This window comes from Microcoleus sp., from assembly GCF_041354475.1.
Classification (GTDB): domain Bacteria; phylum Cyanobacteriota; class Cyanobacteriia; order Cyanobacteriales; family Microcoleaceae; genus Microcoleus.
In genome coordinates, this window is the sequence record NZ_JBGJZU010000037.1 from 1 (window position 1) to 14894 (window position 14894).

20 protein-coding genes are annotated in these 14894 nt (G+C 46.5%); 9 read left to right on the forward strand and 11 right to left on the reverse strand.

Annotated elements, in window-relative coordinates:
* Positions 1–801 precede the first annotated feature (801 nt).
* Both ACBR23_RS15175 and ACBR23_RS15180 read left to right on the forward strand, forming a co-directional pair.
* Positions 802–2271 (forward strand): DUF4231 domain-containing protein, encoded by a 1470-nt coding sequence (locus tag ACBR23_RS15175; RefSeq protein WP_371120256.1) that lies wholly within the window; start codon positions 802–804, stop codon positions 2269–2271.
* 219 nt (positions 2272–2490) lie between these two features.
* Positions 2491–4773: a DUF4231 domain-containing protein gene (locus ACBR23_RS15180; RefSeq protein ID WP_371118188.1), complete on the forward strand. Its 2283-nt coding sequence runs from the start codon at positions 2491–2493 to the stop codon at positions 4771–4773.
* Between the two features lie 56 nt (positions 4774–4829).
* On the opposite strand, the gene ACBR23_RS15185 is transcribed toward ACBR23_RS15180, so the two are convergent.
* Entirely contained in the window at positions 4830–5072 is a 243-nt protein-coding gene (locus ACBR23_RS15185) for a helix-turn-helix domain-containing protein (protein ID WP_371120257.1), read from the reverse strand.
* A gap of 173 nt (positions 5073–5245) precedes the next feature.
* Between ACBR23_RS15185 and ACBR23_RS15190 the strand changes: the two genes are divergently transcribed.
* Genes ACBR23_RS15190 through ACBR23_RS15205 form a run of 4 tightly spaced genes read left to right on the forward strand, consistent with a single transcriptional unit; the run spans position 5246 to position 6375 of the window.
* Positions 5246–5551: a hypothetical protein gene (locus tag ACBR23_RS15190; RefSeq protein WP_371117987.1), complete on the forward strand. Its 306-nt coding sequence runs from the start codon at positions 5246–5248 to the stop codon at positions 5549–5551.
* 11 nt (positions 5552–5562) lie between these two features.
* The gene (locus ACBR23_RS15195) at positions 5563–5694 is read left to right on the forward strand and encodes a hypothetical protein (protein WP_371117988.1); all 132 of its coding nucleotides are present in this window, start codon (positions 5563–5565) and stop codon (positions 5692–5694) included.
* Complete coding sequence (locus ACBR23_RS15200; protein WP_371117989.1) at positions 5694–5993, forward strand: type II toxin-antitoxin system HigB family toxin; 300 nt, start codon at positions 5694–5696, stop codon at positions 5991–5993. The genes ACBR23_RS15195 and ACBR23_RS15200 overlap by 1 nt, the downstream gene beginning before the upstream one ends.
* A complete protein-coding gene (locus ACBR23_RS15205) occupies positions 5977–6375 on the forward strand; it encodes a type II toxin-antitoxin system HigA family antitoxin (protein WP_371117990.1) in 399 nt (132 codons plus the stop codon). Before ACBR23_RS15200 ends, ACBR23_RS15205 begins: the two co-directional genes overlap by 17 nt.
* 106 nt (positions 6376–6481) lie before the next feature.
* Here ACBR23_RS15205 and ACBR23_RS15210 read toward each other — a convergent pair whose 3' ends face one another.
* Positions 6482–8794, reverse strand: a complete 2313-nt coding sequence (locus ACBR23_RS15210; RefSeq protein ID WP_371117991.1) for a calcium-binding protein — start codon at positions 8792–8794, stop codon at positions 6482–6484.
* A gap of 130 nt (positions 8795–8924) precedes the next feature.
* Between ACBR23_RS15210 and ACBR23_RS15215 the strand changes: the two genes are divergently transcribed.
* The 3 genes from ACBR23_RS15215 (at position 8925) to ACBR23_RS15225 (ending at position 9908) form a co-directional block, all read left to right on the forward strand.
* On the forward strand, positions 8925–9491 hold the full coding sequence (locus ACBR23_RS15215) for a hypothetical protein (RefSeq protein WP_371117992.1): 567 nt from the start codon (positions 8925–8927) through the stop codon (positions 9489–9491).
* Between the two features lie 113 nt (positions 9492–9604).
* Positions 9605–9667, forward strand: a complete 63-nt coding sequence (locus tag ACBR23_RS15220; protein ID WP_371118003.1) for a hypothetical protein — start codon at positions 9605–9607, stop codon at positions 9665–9667.
* The gene (locus ACBR23_RS15225) at positions 9657–9908 is read left to right on the forward strand and encodes a hypothetical protein (RefSeq protein WP_371118004.1); all 252 of its coding nucleotides are present in this window, start codon (positions 9657–9659) and stop codon (positions 9906–9908) included. The genes ACBR23_RS15220 and ACBR23_RS15225 overlap by 11 nt, the downstream gene beginning before the upstream one ends.
* Positions 9909–9922: 14 nt before the next feature.
* Here the strand turns inward: ACBR23_RS15225 and ACBR23_RS15230 are convergent, their stop codons facing one another.
* The 9 genes from ACBR23_RS15230 to ndhC form a co-directional block, all read right to left on the reverse strand.
* On the reverse strand, positions 9923–10150 hold the full coding sequence (locus ACBR23_RS15230) for a type II toxin-antitoxin system HicB family antitoxin (protein WP_371117993.1): 228 nt from the start codon (positions 10148–10150) through the stop codon (positions 9923–9925).
* Complete coding sequence (locus tag ACBR23_RS15235) at positions 10147–10371, reverse strand: type II toxin-antitoxin system HicA family toxin (RefSeq protein ID WP_341739504.1); 225 nt, start codon at positions 10369–10371, stop codon at positions 10147–10149. Before ACBR23_RS15235 ends, ACBR23_RS15230 begins: the two co-directional genes overlap by 4 nt.
* Before the next feature lie 101 nt (positions 10372–10472).
* Positions 10473–11993, reverse strand: a complete 1521-nt coding sequence (locus ACBR23_RS15240) for a class I SAM-dependent methyltransferase (protein ID WP_371117994.1) — start codon at positions 11991–11993, stop codon at positions 10473–10475.
* A 68-nt stretch (positions 11994–12061) separates the two neighbouring features.
* Positions 12062–12514 (reverse strand): type II toxin-antitoxin system VapC family toxin, encoded by a 453-nt coding sequence (locus ACBR23_RS15245; RefSeq protein ID WP_371117995.1) that lies wholly within the window; start codon positions 12512–12514, stop codon positions 12062–12064.
* The gene (locus ACBR23_RS15250; protein ID WP_371117996.1) at positions 12511–12795 is read right to left on the reverse strand and encodes a hypothetical protein; all 285 of its coding nucleotides are present in this window, start codon (positions 12793–12795) and stop codon (positions 12511–12513) included. The genes ACBR23_RS15245 and ACBR23_RS15250 overlap by 4 nt, the downstream gene beginning before the upstream one ends.
* 39 nt (positions 12796–12834) lie before the next feature.
* Positions 12835–13119, reverse strand: a complete 285-nt coding sequence (locus tag ACBR23_RS15255; RefSeq protein WP_371117997.1) for a hypothetical protein — start codon at positions 13117–13119, stop codon at positions 12835–12837.
* 145 nt (positions 13120–13264) lie between these two features.
* Entirely contained in the window at positions 13265–13768 is a 504-nt protein-coding gene (locus ACBR23_RS15260; protein ID WP_371117998.1) for an NAD(P)H-quinone oxidoreductase subunit J, read from the reverse strand.
* Positions 13761–14486: a photosynthetic/respiratory NAD(P)H-quinone oxidoreductase subunit K gene (gene ndhK, locus ACBR23_RS15265; protein WP_371117999.1), complete on the reverse strand. Its 726-nt coding sequence runs from the start codon at positions 14484–14486 to the stop codon at positions 13761–13763. Before ndhK ends, ACBR23_RS15260 begins: the two co-directional genes overlap by 8 nt.
* Entirely contained in the window at positions 14477–14839 is a 363-nt protein-coding gene (gene ndhC / locus ACBR23_RS15270; protein WP_096831245.1) for a photosynthetic/respiratory NAD(P)H-quinone oxidoreductase subunit C, read from the reverse strand. The genes ndhK and ndhC overlap by 10 nt, the downstream gene beginning before the upstream one ends.
* Between the last annotated feature and the right edge of the window lie 55 nt (positions 14840–14894).

Below are 14894 nucleotides of genomic sequence, written 5' to 3' on the forward strand. Positions count from 1 at the left end.
CATCCATCCGCCCACTACTCAAAGCTATGCTTTGAGATTGTGAACAGATGGAATCCTCACCTCACACGCCTTTCATCCCACACTAACCGAGGCGGTATAGTGTGGGGATTCCCGTCTGTCTAGCTAATAACGAAAGCCTGGACTTACTTAGCTATTTCTGGATTTCTCCAGAAATGTCTGGGATTTTGGTAAGTCACGCGATCGGATTGGATGGGACTCGAACAACATCTAAACTGGCGCTAAACTGCCAGTGCGCCATCTGGTACACCGATTTTTGGGAAGATCCGGAATTTGACGGGGTTGTCACCCCGTGAACCCATACAGTGTTTACTTTTCCAACTGATTGACTAAGCACTGAATTATAAATAAGCTGTTCGACATTCAAACTGCACTATTTGTAGACCACGCCCCATACTGTAAGGGGTTGAAGCAATAAATTTAAATGACTAACGGCTTAATGATTGCTTTGTCATCTACCTATGGTACAATATATTTGTCTAATAAAACTTACTCAAGAAGCCATAAAACATCAATATTGTCGTCAGCAACTCTCTAGTAGACGAATAAATTGGCTGTTCTGAATTGGTGGTGGACTTGAATTCATACCTGTATTCAGCAACGCCAGTTTTGCGAGAGTGACAGAAGAGGGATAGTTCATAGGATTCCAGTCGTTGGTCATCAGTCGAACTAACAAAGCGCTTGCGCTATCGAACTGCTGCCTCGTGAAATAAAGGGGGTGAACAACTCGGATTTCGCAGCCACGATGCGGATCTAAACAATATAGTGCAAACAGAAGTCCACATGGCGAAAAAGACCTCGTATTACGACTACCTGCGCCAAGAAATGACCGATATGGTCGAGCAACTGGAGCTACCAGATCTTTGCAAACAGTCGCTCAAAAGTCGCTGGCTCGATCAAGTGGTTTGGGCGGATAAGAAAGCCGAACAATGCCGACGCTGGCACTATCGCTTGCGCCTGACGACGATCGTCGGTGGTGTACTGTTGCCTGCCCTAGTTGGAATTAACTTTCAACTGGGCAAAGATAATGAATACTTTCGCTTTTGGTTTCCTTACGTCCCGTTTGTCTTGAGCCAAATTATCGCAGTCAGTGCGGCAACGGAAGAATTTTTGCGCTTTGGCGATCGCTGGCGCGAGTACCGAAAACTAGCCGAAGAGCTCAAAGCAGAAGGCTGGGAATACCTGCAATTGAGCGGCCCCTATCGCTACAAAACCCACGAAGAAGACGATAGTCCGCCTCCCCTGTCGCGCAGTCGGATGTCCGAAGTCAATGTCGAAGACTGGAAAGCCCTCAAACCGCCGACTGAGAACAAGGAATCTACAACCCACCAAGATGTCTATACCCTGTTTGCAGGTCGGATCGAAAGTCTGATTAAGAATGACGTACAAAGCTATATCGCGACGTTGCAACAAAAACAGGCTAAGGAGCAAGAACAAATCAAGCAAATCCTGACAACCGCCGAGAAGGTTTCCACCGATAAAACCTTGTTTGCACAGCGCACTCCTGGGCCTCAACTGCCGCCTTACGGGGCTGCCAACCCCCCTAACAATGGCTTTGGAGCAATGGGAATCCCAGCGCAACCTGCTGCGTTCAATGCTCCAGGAAACGCTACAGGGTACGCGATCGCACCAGTCCCCCCTCAGAATACCCCGATGCTGCAAACCGCGTTCGCCCAACCTCCCGCCGCCTTTGCACCCCCACCCGCACCGAGTGCCCCAATGCCTCAGCCGACTGTTGCCCAGCCTCCCGCCGCGTTTGCGCCTCCACCCGCACCGACTCCAATGGCTTTTGCCCAGCCTCCTGCCGCGTTGGCAGCAGCCCCCTCTGCCAGCGCCCCGATGCCGCAAACCGCGATCGCCGACCTGAATGCTCGCATCCTCGCCTCCACCCTCAAACTGCGGGGAATGTCTACGGCCGACGGCCCTGATGGCGGCAACAACGCCTGCGCCTGGACGGTCAACAAAGTCATGCAGGATGCAGGTCTCAGCCAACTTGGCAGCAATCCCAATTACGTTCCCGCAGTCCTGGACGCGCTCAAACAAGGGCGAGGACAACTGGTGTCGAGAGAATCGTCGAAAGCGGGCGATTTGGTGGTTGCGAATGGGGAAGCACACATTGGGATTGGACTGACCGATTGTTGCAGTCGAGTCCTCTCCAACTCATCCTCTAGAGCTTGCTTTTTGTGGGAAAGCGATACGGATTTTGACGGCTACTACGGTGGACAGAGTACCATTTACCGCTTGAAAAGTTGAAAGTTGAAAGTTAAAAGTTGAAAATTAATCATGCTGACTGGGTTGAGTGTCGGAAATCCGGGACTGAATGCCTCCTCCAAAAATTAAGCTCTTCAGTGTCTGTCTCTAGCTATGATTTTCTGATGAGCATCTCGATCGACCTAAAAGATGGGTCGCCTATGCGGATTTTGCCTAACCTCAGATGTACCCCAACCCTCTACTCTCTAACAGAACATCCCGATGGCTAAGAAAAAGACCTACGAACAATACCTGCGCGAAGAGTTGGGAAGCTTAGTCGAACAGTTGAAACTCCCCAACCTCTACAAACAGTCGCTCAAACAGCGCTGGATCGATCAGGTAGTGTGGGCGGATAAAAAAGCGGATCAGTGCCGCCGGATGCACTACCGATTGCGTCTGACGACGATTATTAGCGGGGTGGTGCTGCCTGCTCTGGTGGGGATTAATATGCAACTGTCTAAAGATAATGCCTTCTTCCGCGATTGGTTTCCTTACGTCCCCTTTTTCTTAAGTCAGGTGATTGCCGTCAGTGCGGCGCTAGATGAGTTTCATCGCTATGGCGATCGCTGGCGAGATTATCGCAAAATGGCAGAAGACCTCAAGGCTGAAGGCTGGCAGTACGTGCAATTGAGTGGTTCCTACGACAACCTGGTCGAACATATCGACGGCTACGCGAACTTTGCCACCCGGGTCGAAAGCATCATCAAGAACGACGTACAAAACTACATCGCGACGTTGCAGCAACAGCAAGCCAAAGAAAACGAGCAAATCAAGCAAATTATTAAGACAGCCAACACTGTCGCCACCGATAAAACCCTGTTCGATCGACCCGAACCCGTCCGGCCCCCCCAACAGCAACAGCAACAGCTTTGGGGGACTCCGGCTCCCGCCCTTCCTGCCGCAGGGGCTGCGGGCATTCTCCAAGTTCGCCAGAATACCGAATTCAAGCTCAGTCCCCAACATTCATCATTGTTGCCCGATAACTATAAGATTTGGGTCGGTGGCGGCAACAGCTTTGGCTTGATGTCCTATGCTCAAGCTGACAACAATCACCTGCAAGTGGCGATCGATCGCGGACTCGGCCCTGAAAACCGCAACGTCTGGTTTGTCAGCGCACCCGATGTCGCGATCGTTGGCAATAACGGGTCTAGTCCCGCCAATTTCATGATGCCCTCTGCTGCGCCAGCACCGATGATGGGTGCAACGGCCCCCGCTCCCAGCCCGATGATGGCGACCTCTGCTGCTCCCGCACCGATGATGGGTGCAACGACCCCCGCCCCAAGTCCGATGATGAGCGCTCCTCCGGCTCCCTCTGCCCCGGTGGCAAGCAACGGCGCAATTCAACTTCCCGTTCCCTTTTTCTCCCAACGAGACAATATGGAGCAACCCTACCGAACTTGCAATACCTCCAGTTGTGCGATGGTGGCTAAGTTCCTGGGGGCAAACATTTCTGGGGATGACAATTACTTCCAGTACGTGATTAAGTATGGCGATACCACCGACCATAGCGCCCAAACTCAGGCGCTGGCAGAACTGAAAATTCAATCAACCTGGAATACCAATCTCGATTTTGACGATCTGGATAAATCGCTAGCCAGTGGACTGCCTGCTGTCATTGGTATTCTGCATCACGGGCCACCGGAAGCACCTTCTGGCGGACATATGATTGTGGCGATCGGTCGCACGGCAGGCGGCGATTACATTATCAACGATCCCTTCGGCAATTTGTTGGACGGCTACGCTTCTGAAGAGGGCGGCGGATTGACCTATTCTCGCCGGGAATTGACCTGTCGCTGGACGGCAGATGGTCCGAAAACCGGCTGGGGACGGCTGTTTTACGGCAATAACCCACCGGGTACATCCGCCCAAAACGCACCAGCTCAAACTGCACCAGCTCAAACTGCACCAGTCCAAACAGCTCAAACTCTCTTCGCCTCTGGTACGGCTACGGCTGCGAGTCCCACGGCCAGCGCCCAATATATGACGGGCGAGCAACTGATTCAGATTGCCGGATCGAAGGCACCGAGCGATCGCCTGCGACAACTGGCCCCCAGCCTCAACGAGGTTCTTAATTACTATCAGATTAATACTCCCCTGCGCATCTGCCATTTCATTGCTCAGGTTGCTCATGAATCAGACTGTTTCAATGCAATGGAAGAATATGCTTCTGGTCAAGACTACGAGGGACGGGACGATTTGGGTAACACTCAACCGGGCGACGGCGCACGCTTTAAGGGACGGGGGTTAATGCAACTGACTGGGCGATCGAACTACGCCGAGTTTTCTAAGGCTATGGATAAGGATTTTATAGCTCAACCCCAACTCGTCGCACAGATTCCGTTTGCGATTTGGGTCGCAGGCTGGTACTGGGATACCCGACACCTCAACGACTATGCCGATCGAGATGACCTCGAAGCAGTCACCTTGCGCGTGAATGGGGGTTACAACGGCCTCGAAGATCGGCGGGATTATTTGCAAAAAGCGAAGTCGGTGCTGCGTGCCTAACTGGCGATCGAGCGAAAAAGCTGATACGAATCAGCAACTCTCTGTCGATCTCGATTTTATCCATCAAGTTCATTAGGATAACCAAATTGGTCTGGTAATTCAGCAGAGGTAATTTGCAGAATATCTAGCAATTTCTTGTATTGAACAGGCGTTAGTTTCGGTACGGATCGCCCCGCTTCCCAGTTGCTGACTGTCGCTTCCGTAACTCCAAGTGCTTCTGCTAGCTGCTTTTGAGTCATAAACCGCTGAACTCTCAGTCGCATTAGGGGCGATCGCTCGGCTCTTTCTGAGATTTCCATAGGCTATTTGTTAACTTATATTAATTTATTTATGTTTTATCTAAAATAATTGACACCAGCCCTAAATTAATTTAGATTTAAACAATAGAGATTTAGACAGCACCAGCTAAGCCACTTGTGCTGTAGGGGAATTGCTGTCTTTTCTTCAATCTGTTATTGTACGCGGTTTTACCGTGACAAAGCATCAAACCTATCCAAAATTATTCGTCACAGCTATGTTGCAAGATTCATCATCGAACCAAACATCGCCCAATGTTTTAACCAACCAAACCTTTGAGGGCTCACGCGAAGCAGTCCGTCATATTATCATCGGTTCACCGCTGGGAGTACGCCGAACTATCCACCAACTACACGCACTGCGGTACGAGGAAGCTGTTCGTTGGACTCATCCGATCGCCATTCCCGACGATCGCATCATTATTACACCGCAACATGGAGAAATCATGAGTTTGTTGGTTAAATTAATCCGGTTGGATTGAAGTTAGGAGTTATGCAAAAAAGCGCGATCGCCCTTGCACAAAAAAGTGCGATCGGCTGTTTTATTGGGAAGGGCAAGTTCTTCAAAACCGTTTATAATATGACCAGAGCCAAGTCTGTTGTAGTTTGGAAAACAAGGGTGTAATGCGTGTTATCAGCCGAAAAATCCTGCGAGATTTCTGTGAAAGCCATGCCGATTCCTGTGATGCACTTTATGACTGGTATAGAGTGTCAACTAAAGCCCAATGGCAGAACCTAATTGATGTTCAGCAGATTTATCCAAAAGCTGAGGCAGTCGGAAATTTTACAGTATTTAATATTAAGGGCAATCGATATCGGCTGGTTGTCGATCTGCTTTACGTTTCTCAAAGAATCTACATCAAATATGTTCTGACTCACGCTGAATATGATAAGGATGAGTGGAAAAATGATCCGTACTTTTGATGCAAAATATTATACAGATTTACTTGTTCGGTATCAACCAAAACCGATCGCAACGGGCGCAGAAAACGAGGCCGCGATCGCTCTTGCTTGCGAACTGGAACACTGCCCCATGCGATCGCAGGAGGAAGAGCTATTTTTGGAGCTTTTGATAACGCTGATTGAAAAATTTGAAGCAGAAAATTATCCAATTCCAAAAGGCGACTCTGCCTCAATGTTGCGACATTTAATGGATGCGAGAGATTTGGACAAATCCGATCTAATTCCAGTTTTGGGAACGGAAACAGAGGTTGACAAAATTATTGTTGGTGAAAGGGATCTCGAAATCGATGAAGCCAGAAAACTTGCCGATTTTTTCCGAGTAGATATTAGTTTATTTCTTTAAGGGCGATCGCACTTATCGGTTGGGAAGGGCGGGTTTATCAAGATTATCGGTGGGTGGCAAGAGCGATCGGCGAACCCGCCCTTACAATTTTTATTCAATATCGCCCTTAAACCAACTCTGCATCACACGCACTGGAAAGGGGCCCATTACGTAAGTTACCAGAAGCACGAAAATTCATGAAATCCCCCAATCCAATTAAATCACTACTCCCACTTCTTCCTCGAGCAACAACAGTCAGACCATTAAAATACATACCGATCGAGTTATCAAAACTGCCTCCACAGTCCCCAAAAGCGTTTGGCTTGTTTCGTACTCCAACACTTACCGTACCACTCGGTGAGGAAATGGGAATGATTTTGGTTTGTGTTCCACTTGCTGTCTCAAGTTCTACGATTATGTTGTCTATTCGTGGATCGCAGTATGTGATTTTGTATTGTGCCGTTTGTCCATAGGGGACGGGTTCAGGGATGATTTCTCCAAAAAAGACTGCGCTTGAACAAGTTGGTGTTGGTGGAGGCGTTACAGGAGTAGTCGCAGGTTTATCGCAGAAGTCAAATGGAATACCCGTCTTATCAGCAAGAAACTTTCGGATCTGAGGCAAAAAATTGGTTTTAGAAGGTTCTGTCGGCTTCTCTTCCCCAAAAAATAAATCAATGAGATCCTTAGTAGATGAAGCTAAATCTAAACTACCTCCTATAACTTCTCCTGCAATTCCTGCTGATTGGATAATTTTCCCAACTCCTATTCCAGTCAATTCGTCAATTACCGCATCACCAAGGTCTTTATCGCTACCTGTAAGAAGTTTGCAACTGTAGTCAATGACTTTTAATCCTGTAGACGCGGCCTCCATTGCTTTGTTAACAACCCTAAAAGGAGGCAATACTAAACCACCAAGGGCTGACGCAGCAGCAGCAAAATCAACCACTTTAGCAAGTCTGCCAGTGCCTCTGCAAAACTTTTTAACCGACTCACAATCTTTCGCAAAATCTCGACCGCTAACGGTCGGAGTCGTTGGTTTTGGTGGCTCAGGAGGAGTAGATACTGGAGGTGGCTCGGTTGGCACAGGAAAAGTTACAGTGTCAATAATCTGACCATCTTTGAGCCGCGATATAACACCTTGATCCGGCTTTCCAGGTTCTTTACTCGGTTGATTCTCAATTCGCGCCGTTTCATTAGAGCCTTCAACAGTAATATCCGCCCTTGTACCATCTCGACTCATGCGCGTTGTACTACCACGAACACCCGTTGTACGATTGGGTACGAATATAACTGATTCTACGAAACGTCCGTCAGCATCATCTTGAAAAACTACTGTATATTTGCTACCATCACTCGCCGGAAATTCCATCTGAAATTTGTTATCAGATAGCTTTTTAACTTCCGGTAAATCAATTGTGACTTTATCTTCAGGACGATCTGGTTCCACATCATAAGGTCTAAAACGACCTCTTAAATCGTCCGGTGTCACTCCCAAAACAGTACCTAACAAAGCCCCTGTTGCAGCCACCTTAATATCCACAGCCGAACCACCAGCAGGCTGCACTTTCGACTCCAAAACAATATCGGATTCCTTAAGATTTGTGCTAAGTCCGATGAAATCGATCGTTCTTTGAAAGTCGGTGATTAAGTCAAACGTAGGAGAGCCTAAAGCCGCCTCAGAGCGCAGAACAAACACATCTTGACCCGCACCACCAGTCAGGGTGTCATTGCCCAAATCGCCAATCAGGAAGTCATTGCCATCTTGCCCATTGATAATATCGTTACCGCGACCACCCCGCAAAAAGTCGTCTCCGCCTCCACCGAAGATTACGTCCTTACCTGCGTTTCCGTTAACACCATCGGCACTTTCACCACCCTGCAAGGTGTCTGCACCCGGACCGCCAAGCAGACCGTTTTGGCCCGCACCGCCACTCAGAAAATCGTTTCCCGCGCCACCGTACAGCAAATCATCACCACCTCGGCCCTCAATTCGGTCATTTCCTTCGTCGCCATAGACGATATCCCCGGATTCTGAGCCTGTAATCGAATCCGCACCGCCTAAACCCCGCAAACCGCCGATGAGAGTATCGAGCAAGCCAAGGGGAATCGTAAATGTGTCGCTTCCCTCAGTTAAAATATAAGCACTACCATCCCTCGAAAGTGAGCCAATGCGTACTTGAGAACTCGATCGCCCAATATCCCCATCAGCACTACCGGAAATCAAGTCCTTTCCTGTGTTACCATTCAAAAAGTCTGGCGCGATCGAACTTTCTAGCGTATCGTTGCTTCCCAAACCAAGGATATTCTGGATATTCTGAGCATTCGATACCGTTTCTTGAGTCGCGGCTTTTTTGAAGGGACAGCCGCAATCCGCTTGATCCTGGGCGCTGCTACCGTTCAGTATGTCATTCTTGTCCAGCAAAGCTAAATTGTCAGGCATATACTGTTACTCTGTGTTGGTGATTTAAGAAATCTACCTCACCTGTCTCATCTATGTCTTGACCAAAAAAGCCCTAAAAAGACTGAAAAAGCCCGAAGTTTCCTTAACTTTATATTTCTTAACTTAACCCATGCAGCCCAACGACGATCGCCCGTTGCAAGCCGTCCCTGACGATAACGAACTGCTGAAATTGGTCGATAGTCTAATATTTGAAAAAACAGGCAAACATCTCAACACGCTACAACAGTTAGTGTTGCAGGGAATGTATGATGGCAAAACCTACGAAACGATCGCTCGCGACACCCGCTACACTACAAAATATGTCCGAGAAGTCGGCTACAAGCTACTAAAAAATCTCTCCGCAGTGATGGATGAAGAGATGCAAAAAGGCAATCTCAAAGCTGCGATCGATCGCAGAAATATCAGCAATACTTCAAACTTCGGTAGAGATTATATTCATCAATACGTCGAATACGTCCACACCCTCAACCTCAAACCCTGTCCTTTTTCGCCTAGCAACCCTGACAACAATCGCCCCACTGAATCAAAATTCAAAACTCAGATCGAACGGCTGGAAATAGATGTGGTTGAAGTCGTTTGCAAATTGCACAGTCAAGGTATCGAACCATGCCAAATCGCTCAGTTGCTTGGTTTGCCGGATGTGGTAATCGACCAAATATTGCGTGAATTATCATAGCTAAGGGCGATCGCGTGATTTAATGATACTTGTATCCTTAGCAATTAATTAATGAGTGGAATTAATCTCCCAATCACCCTTGACAGCAGGCACATTTACTTTATTATGGGGAGATAAAAGTTGATGTTGAAAACCGATACCACGTTACACCTAGAAGCCGACCTAGTGAAGCATAACTGGGAGTTTACAGAGGTATGGATCGATCCAAATCTTTCACCTCCTTATTTGCTTTTGTTGCTAAGTGATGCTGAGGGTAATTGTCGGATTTACGATCCGGCTGAGCGTTATAAAATTATATTTTCCAGTCAAAGTTATGATGAAGCACAGTATTGGCTTTTAGAGGATGAGTATGAACCGGTAGAAGGGCGTCTGAGAGTTTCGGAGTTAATCTGGGAATCTCCGAATCATGCTCAATGACTTCAAATCTACGTTCAAGCAAACAGCAAGTTTTCTACTAAAGTTTTAGGTGCTGGGAGAGATTTACCATCTGCCTGATATTCTTCAACTAAAAGCTCTAATACCTCCACTGCATTCTGCAAAGCTTGTTCGTAGGTATCTCCGTAAGTGTGGAACTGCTGAGATGGAAAATCAGGTAAGTGAACTAGGTAGCAGTTATCTTCATCCGACCACTGAATAACAATTATATAAGGTAATTTCATGATTCAGATTCCTCTTCTTCAATTGCTTTCAATATTCCAATTTTTCGATTAACTTCTCTCTCTAAATACAGTTTTGCATCATCGCCATCATTTCCAGCAATGGTAATTGGTTCATTAGGTAGTAAAGGATGAAGCCATCTTGTATGACTGCCTTTTGCCGAACGATAAGTAAACCCAGCTTTTAGCAACAGGCTTTTGAGTTCTCTAATCTTTTTGGGCATAAGCAGACATTCAAAATGTGGCAAGGTGATGAGCATACTTTGATCATATCCTAGAAAGTAGCGTTTGTCAAAAAGTTCAAACCGAGTAAGTAGCCCTCAGTTTATCTCGAAATTTGTGATGCAGGCTGACTTTCTGGTCGTGTAAAAATCTGTTGCGTAAATCTGCGTGCATCGGCGGTGACAAATTCCGAATCTGCCAGCAATGCCAGATTCAGACAATTTAAGACACTGGATTTGATCGGACGCTTTTCATCCCAAAATACGATCGCCGAATAAAACTTAATTGCAGCCGGTGAATTCAAAAGCTCAAAAGTTTGACGTGCAATTCCCTCATCCTCAAAACTTATAAAGTAAACAGTATCATCAAAAATCACAGGTTTATCAGCTATTTTACCGATCAACCTGAACTCCAATTTTTTATAAAGCCCGCCGATCGCAATTTTCCAAGGTTTGAAGGTATAATCGCCAACTCCGAAAATAGCAAATCGAGGACTATTGTGATAAATTTTGCTTTTTCTATTATCTAGATATTGCCCGCGAGACTCCAGATAACGCCAGGTTTTGGGAGCTATATTTTTGATATTTTCGGTTGATTCCCCGATAAATTTTTGAGTAATTAGCATATAGCGATCGGTATCATTAATTCGATTTTGAGCAACACCAGATCCTTTGATTAGTGGAAACAGATAAGTTTCCTCAATATCGGCAACTTCTCCCAAGGTATTTACAAAATAATTGTCAACTTTCCGAAACTCCATCACACTGGAACAGTCATGCTTTACACCCGATCGCCATTTTGTCCCTGAATCCACCGCATATAAATCGCTCACTTGACTAAAAGCATCTATATCCTTAACCAGGAGATTGTTGTGATATCCGATTCTGTGACATTCTGAACTTTCTAAACTGCTAAATACATCGCAGAAGTAGTTGCGCGAATCAGCATCAAATTTACAGACTAACAAACAAGCATCAACATTTGCATCAAAATATTTTTTTGCATCTATTTTGTAAGTTGCACAGTCAGCGAGATTGAGTTTTTGAGAATGAAGGTAATTCAATAACTTTCTGGCCGTCGAAGTCTTGCAAAGCATCGCCAGATCAGCATCGCGCTTTTGCAGCCATTGCACCGCCTGAATCAGCATCCATTCTGAGATATCAAAATTACTCTTACCTGTGAGAGCATCTAAGCCGATGTGATTTTGAAAGTTGTTTTTTTTAGGTAAATTTTCGCTGCCAACAGTTCCTTGTTGCGAGTTTGTCACCCAAGGAAAGTTACCGAGTACAAGCAGTCTATCTGTATATTGATTAACTAACGATTCCCAATCAAACTGAAAGAAATCTCCGTGAAAAATATTGCATCTCTCATCCTGAAATAATTGCTTATTTAGTCTGATTTGTGTTAAGTAATTTTGATTTATATCAACCCCAATAATTTTGGCTGCGGATGGAAACGAACGTACAGCAGCTTGAATAAAATTACCGACACCGCAGGTGGGCTCAATTATGGTGCTCGGATTGACGTTAAGTTCTACTAATTTTCGACAAACCATCTCGGCTAATGGCGGCGGTGTCTGAAAATCGCCGTATTCTAGTTTGGTTTTGCGATCGCTGGAACTCATCGGTTATAGTTATAAACTGCGATCGCGCCTTTATTGCCTTAGCTATCTCTCCCATCAGCACCAGAAGCTCAACCGAGATTGATGTTTTGCCATAAATCGGCGGTCGCAAACCTAGAAAGATGACCAACATTTGTTGTCGCGATTACAACATCCACAACATCAAGAGTCATCGCCTGTGCTGCCAAAATCATATCGCTGTCAATCGTCTTATCACCTGCTGTCGGTTGTCCTTGCTGACGAGCTTGTGCCCAAAACATCGCAGCTTGTCGCATAGCAGTAGTTGTAATGGGTAAATACTCGATCGAGTTGGCTAATTCATCTAATCGAGCAATACCCCTTACCTTGTTTGCCCGCAGCAACTCTCGGCGAACTTCATAATCGGCTATTTCGGGAATAATCACTCGAATATTGGATGTAATAAGTGTTTGCAACCAGCGAGTACAAAGGGTGCTTTCAGGAGATAGTTTTGGATTCGTAACTAAACCAATTGGGCCTGCATCTAACAAAACGACTCTGCTCACCAAGTTACACCTTTTAATTCAATAGGAAATAGCTGGCGATCGGATAAACGATCTTCGTCAAGAGCATGAATCAGATACTGACCTGTTTCTTGCTGCTCTTCGGCATCTTCTTCATCCATCCAAGATTGAAGCAGATTAACCGATTTTGTTTGCTTTTGTTTTAGCAGAATATGTTCTATCAGCAGTTGCAGAGTGTATGCTTCTGTCGAAAGCCCTTGCTGTTGAGCTTTTTGTGTTAAGTATTGCTCTATTTCTGGTGTCAGAGTGAGAGTGAGTGTCATAGGTGTTTTTATAGCTTTACACTTATATTTTACAACCTACTAGGCTAAACTGGCGATCGATCGCTTGGGAGCATTGACGTAGAAACTTCGATCTGTTTCAATTATTAAATCGTCAGAATTTTGCGAGTAAAGGCAATCAGGAACTTGAAGATAGAGGTGGTAAGTGTTTTGGCCGTATTGTTCCTCGCACAAGTTGATACTATACTCTGCATTTGCTAGGAGAGCCACCTCACGCACGGAACCTTCTGACGCAAATAGCCTTGCGCTTGTCGCCAGGAGAGCTTCGATATCATTAATGAGTCTGCGACTTGGGTTTGAGGTCATGCGGAGATATTAGAATTCTTAGACTAAGAATATCGCCAAACATCGCCCTACAGCAATAGATTAAAAAAACAGAGGGCGAGTTTTGCATAAAATTTGACTTTTACAGTCAAATTTCATCCTCAAAACCCGCCCTCGCAAAACTCTATTAATAAGCGTCTTGCAATTCGTAGAAATCAGGGGAAATATAATCTTTCCGCAGCGGCCAGCCTACCCAATCTTCGTTCATCAAAATCCGTTTCAGATTCGGATGTCCTTCGTAGACAATCCCGTACATATCGTAGGATTCCCGTTCTTGAAAATCCGCAGCTTTCCAAATCCAGTAGACTGATGGCACTCTCGGATCTTCGCGAGGAATGAATACTTTGACGCGGACTTCTTCAGGCTTGGAAGCATTATCTGTCAGTTTAGCCAAGTGGTAAACGCTGACTAAATCTTCTCCCGGCCCTTGGTCGTAGGCGCACTGGCACTGCATATAATTGAACCCGTAGGCATACAGTGCTGTTGACATGGGAATTAAGAAGTCGCGATCGACCTTTAAGATCTCCACACCCAAATTATCGGTCGCCAAAGCTTCATGATCGAAGCCATTCTGAGTCAACCACTGGGAAACTTTACCTGCTTCAACAATTGAGGTTTCTGTCTCAGCCACGTTCTACCTCCTGTGTTTGTGATGCAAGCAGGGCTGGTGGTACGGGCATTCCCATAGCTTCCGTCAATTCCTTCGGTGGCGCCATCCGGCCGGGAATTGACAAATATTTGCCGTCCAAAATGTCATCTACTACCTTCATTTTGTGGGGTCTGGTGTAGTAGCGGTGGGTGGGCTGCAAGTTGCCACGTTCTTGCATAGAATCGTTGGCGATTTTTTTCCGCAGTTTGATAATCGCGTCAATAATCGCTTCTGGACGCGGGGGACAGCCTGGTATGTACACGTCTACGGGGATTAGTTTGTCAACGCCTCTGACTGCTGTGGGGGAGTCTACGCTGAACATTCCGCCGGTGATCGTGCACGCGCCCATCGCGATCACGTATTTGGGTTCGGGCATTTGTTCGTACAGCCGCACCAAGATGGGGGCGTACTTCATGGTGATCGTGCCGGCGGTGATTAGCAAGTCGGCTTGTCGTGGGCTCGATCGCGGTACTAGGCCAAAGCGATCGAAGTCAAAGCGCGAACCAATCAAAGCTGCAAATTCGATGAAGCAGCAAGCCGTGCCGTAAAGCAGCGGCCACAGACTCGAAAGTCTCGCCCAATTATAGAGGTCATCCACCGTAGTTAGGATGACATTCTCTGATAATTCCGAGGTGACTTCCGGCCGAGTCGCGGGGTTGACAATTAGAGGTTTTTGTGATTTGTCAGAACTTAAGACCATTCCAAGGCTCCTTTGCGCCATGCATAGACAAGAGCAATAACGAGGATCGTGATAAAAAACAAGGCTTCGATAAAAGCCAACAGTCCTAGCTGGTTGAAAGCAACCGCCCAAGGATAGAGGAAGACGGTCTCTACATCAAAGATGACGAAGACCAGGGCGAACATATAATATCGGATGTTGAACTGAATCCAGGCTCCGCCGATCGGCTCGACGCCAGATTCGTAGGTGGTCCGTCGGTCGTAGGGACGACTTTTGGGCCGCAGTACCTTCGCCGCCGTGAGGGCGAGGATAGGGACTAGGCTAGAAATTAACAGGAAGCCTAAGAAATACTCGTAGCCGCTAAGTGCAAACACGGTGAATTATTACTGCCTCTGTGAAAGGGTTCTGTAACTTGTCTTTACATTATAT